We start from the raw sequence: 4107 nt of genomic DNA on the forward strand, positions 1-4107 counted from the left end.
ATGCCCAACCCGGCATGGGTTGGCCGCTTAATCTCTCAGTCATTTGGCGCCAGGCGCCGCGTTTCTTTAGAGGTCTTACCGGCTACACCTACAGTGAAGGAACCGGGCCCCTAGAAAAGAGCGCTGCTTTATACCAGAAAGACCGAAGAGCAACAACATTCCGTGTGCAATCGATCACTAAAAAGGCGCAAAAACCGGCTGCGAGAGCCTTGGATAAAGGCTGTCACCGGCTTTTACCACTCGTCGAAGAAAACCGTCTTCGCACGCCTTTCTAACTTTTCATCCCGCTACGCTACCGCAAAAACCGCCCTGACCCAGCCTCAAAAATGCAAAAAGGGGATAGTCATTTGCAATCCAGCCCACTAGGGTAGGCCTTTTCCAGACTGCACTTGCAGATGGGCCTTCGATCTGTAAAGGAAGCCGACCATGCGCCTCGCTGCCCTATCCCTGTTGCTCGCCCCGCTTCTGCTGAGCCCTCTGGCCCAGGCTGCCGCCCTGAGCGTTTGCACCGAGGCCAGCCCCGAGGGCTTCGACGTGGTGCAGTACAACTCGCTGACCACCACCAATGCATCCGCCGACGTGTTGATGAACCGCCTGGTGGAATTCGATACCGCCAGCGGCAAAGTCGTCCCGAGCCTGGCCGATAGCTGGGAAGTCAGCACCGATGGCCTGAGCTATGTGTTCAAGCTGCATCCGCAGGTGAAATTCCACCGCACCGAGTATTTCAGCCCGACGCGCGAGCTGACCGCCGAAGACGTCAAATTCAGCTTCGACCGCATGCTCGACCCGGCGAACCCATGGCACAAGGTTGCCCAAAGTGGCTTCCCGCATGCGCAATCGATGCAGTTGCCCACGCTGATCAAGAAGATCGATGCGCTTGATCCGTTGACCGTGCGCTTCACCCTTGACCACCCGGACTCGACATTCCTTGCCACGCTGAGCATGGGCTTCGCCTCGATCTATTCAGCCGAATACGCCGACAAACTGATGAAGGCTGGCGCGACCGACAAGCTCAACAGCCAGCCAATCGGCACCGGCCCGTTCGTGTTCACCCGCTTCCAGAAAGACGCTTCGGTACGCTACAAGGCCAATCCGGACTACTTCGGCGGCAAGCCAGCGGTCGACCCGCTGATCTTCGCCATCACCCCGGACGCCAACGTGCGCCTGCAAAAGCTCAAGCGCAACGAATGCCAGATCGCCCTGTCGCCCAAACCACTGGACGTACAGGCGGCGAAAGAAGAACCGACGATCAAAGTGGAAAAAACTGACGCGTTCATGACCGCTTTCGTCGGCATCAACAGCCAGCATCCACCGCTGGACAAGCCGGAAGTGCGTCAGGCGATCAACCTCGCGTTCGACAAGGCCAACTACATCAAAGCGGTGTTCGAAGACACCGCCGAAGCGGCCAATGGCCCTTATCCGCCGAACACCTGGAGCTACGCCAAGAGCTTGCCGGGATATCCGCACGACGTGGCGAAAGCCAAGGCGTTACTGGCCAAGGTTGGTTTGAAGGATGGTTTCCAGACCACTATCTGGACCCGGCCATCCGGCAGCCTGCTCAACCCAAATCCGAGCCTCGGCGCCCAGTTGCTGCAATCGGATCTTGCGGAAATCGGTATCCAGGCGGAAATCCGCGTGATCGAGTGGGGCGAACTGATTCGTCGCGCCAAGGCTGGCGAACATGATTTGCTGTTCATGGGCTGGGCCGGCGACAACGGTGACCCGGACAACTTCCTCACGCCGCAATTTTCCTGCGCGGCGGTCAAGTCCGGCACCAACTTCGCGCGTTACTGCAACGCCGATCTGGACAAGCTGATCAGTGCTGGCAAGACCACCAGCGAGCAAGGCGTGCGCAGCAAGCTCTATGAGCAGGCACAGGCGCAGATCCAGCAACAGGCGCTGTGGCTGCCATTGGCGCATCCGACCGCGTTCGCACTGACGCGCAAGGACGTTCAGGGCTACTCCGTCAGCCCGTTCGGGCGTCAGGATTACTCCAAAGTCACCCTGAAATAACCGCAACAACACAATACCTGTGGGAGCTGGCTTGCCAGCGATGACGGCAACAAATTCAACACTATTGCCGTCTGAAATACCGCTATCGCTGGCAAGCCAGCTCCCACAGGTTTTTGCATTTTCCCGAGGGTTACATCCAGCCGTACTCCGCCATCGACAGCGGCTCCCCATCGCCAACGATAAAGTGGTCAAGCACCCGCACATCAATCAGATCCAGCGCCTTTTGCAAACGCTTGGTCAGTTGCCGATCCGCCTGACTGGGCTCGGTGTTGCCCGACGGATGGTTGTGACAGAGGATCAGCGCCGCAGCGTTATGCGCCAAAGCCCGCTTGACCACTTGCCGAGGATGCACGCTGGTGTTGTCGATCGAGCCGCGAAACAGCGCCTCGAAGCTCAGCACCTGATGTTTGGAATCGAGAAACAGACACCCGAACACTTCATGCGGCTCATGGCGCAGCATGGCTTTCAGGTAATCACGGACTGCCTGCGGGTTTTCCAGCGCCGGTTTCTCGCGTGAACGCTCGGCCAGATGCCGCCTGTTCATTTCTTGAGCAGCTTGCAACTGGGCAAACTTGGCTGGCCCGAGGCCCAACTGTTTGCTGAATGCTTCCAGATCGGCCTCAAGCAACAAACGCAGGCAGCCAAACTGAGTCAGCAAGTGTCGCGCCAGATCCACGGCGCTTTTTCCGGCCACTCCCGTGCGTAAAAATATCGCCAGCAATTCGGCATCCGAAAGACTCGCCGGTCCCTGCTCCAATAACCTTTCCCGCGGCCGTTCCGCCGCAGGCCAATCGCGAATACTCATACACATTCCTTGTCTGTGGGCGCCGCTGTTCCGTAGCGGTCGCTGTGATATCGTAGCCCATCTTTTTTGCGGTCGATTCACCCCTGGGGAGGGGGTATCGCCCAGCAGTCATCAACGAAATGAAAGGCAGACCTATGCAGCGGCTGTATCGGAAACGCATCGTTCTGGGCGTCGGCGGCGGCATTGCTGCCTACAAGAGCGCCGACCTGGTTCGTCGCCTGATCGACCAGGGTGCCGAAGTGCGCGTGGTCATGACCCGTGGCGGTGCCGAGTTCATCACCCCGCTGACCATGCAGGCGCTGTCCGGCCACCCGGTTCATCTCGACCTGCTCGACCCGGCCGCTGAAGCCGCGATGGGCCACATCGAACTGGCGAAATGGGCCGATCTGGTGCTGATCGCCCCGGCCACCGCCGACCTGATCGCCCGCCTGGCCCAAGGCATCGCCAACGATCTGCTGACCACGCTGGTGCTGGCCACTGACGCCGTAGTCGCCGTCGCGCCGGCAATGAATCAGGCGATGTGGCGTGATCCGGCCACTCAGGCCAACCTGCAACTGCTGGAAAGCCGTGGCCTGAAGACTTTCGGCCCAGCCTCCGGCAGCCAGGCCTGTGGCGACGTCGGCATGGGCCGGATGATGGAAGCCACCGATCTGGCGCAATGTGCGGCGGACTGCTTCCAGCGTCAGGCGCTGACCGGCAAGCACGTCGTCATCACCGCTGGTCCGACCCAGGAAAACATCGATCCGGTGCGCTACATCACCAACCACAGCTCCGGGAAAATGGGCTTTGCCCTGGCCGAAGCCGCAGTCGAAGCCGGTGCTCGCGTTACGCTGATCAGCGGCCCGGTGCACCTGCCGACCCCGGATCGCGTCACGCGTATCGACGTGGTCAGCGCCCGCGACATGCTCGCGGCCTGCGAATCGGCGATCCCGTGCGACGTGTTCATTTCCTCGGCAGCAGTCGCGGACTACCGCCCGGAAGTCATCGCGCCACAAAAACTCAAGAAAGACCCTACAAGCGGCGACGGTTTCGTCCTGCAAATGGTGCGTAACCCGGACATCCTGGCCACCATCGCAACCCGTCCCGACCGTCCGTTCAGTGTCGGTTTTGCCGCCGAGACCGAACACCTGCTCGACTACGCTGCACGCAAGCTGAAGGACAAGAATCTCGATTTGATCGTCGCCAACGACGTCGCCAACCCGAGCATCGGTTTCAACAGCGAAGAAAACGCCTGCAGCGTGATCGACCGTGAGCTTCACGCCACTGTTTTCGCCCAGACCAGCAAGAGC

General features: G+C 59.9%; 4 protein-coding genes. 3 read left to right on the plus strand and 1 reads right to left on the minus strand.

Annotated features, from left to right (window positions below):
• The coding region (locus ACIOZM_RS10530) for a hypothetical protein (RefSeq protein WP_401212975.1) at positions 1-275 on the plus strand (275 nt) is incomplete at its 5' end.
• A gap of 151 nt (positions 276-426) precedes the next feature.
• Positions 427-2013 carry an ABC transporter substrate-binding protein gene (locus tag ACIOZM_RS10535; protein ID WP_401212977.1) on the plus strand — a complete coding sequence of 529 codons (1587 nt, stop codon included), beginning with the start codon at positions 427-429 and terminating at the stop codon, positions 2011-2013.
• Between the two features lie 130 nt (positions 2014-2143).
• Here ACIOZM_RS10535 and radC read toward each other — a convergent pair whose 3' ends face one another.
• Positions 2144-2818, minus strand: a complete 675-nt coding sequence (radC, locus tag ACIOZM_RS10540; RefSeq protein ID WP_401212980.1) for a DNA repair protein RadC — start codon at positions 2816-2818, stop codon at positions 2144-2146.
• A gap of 134 nt (positions 2819-2952) precedes the next feature.
• On the opposite strand from radC, the gene coaBC reads away from it, so the two are divergent.
• A partial coding sequence (coaBC, locus tag ACIOZM_RS10545; RefSeq protein ID WP_401212995.1) for a bifunctional phosphopantothenoylcysteine decarboxylase/phosphopantothenate--cysteine ligase CoaBC occupies positions 2953-4107 on the plus strand: 1155 nt, incomplete at its 3' end.

The organism is Pseudomonas sp. NPDC087346 (assembly GCF_044744235.1).
GTDB lineage: Bacteria > Pseudomonadota > Gammaproteobacteria > Pseudomonadales > Pseudomonadaceae > Aquipseudomonas.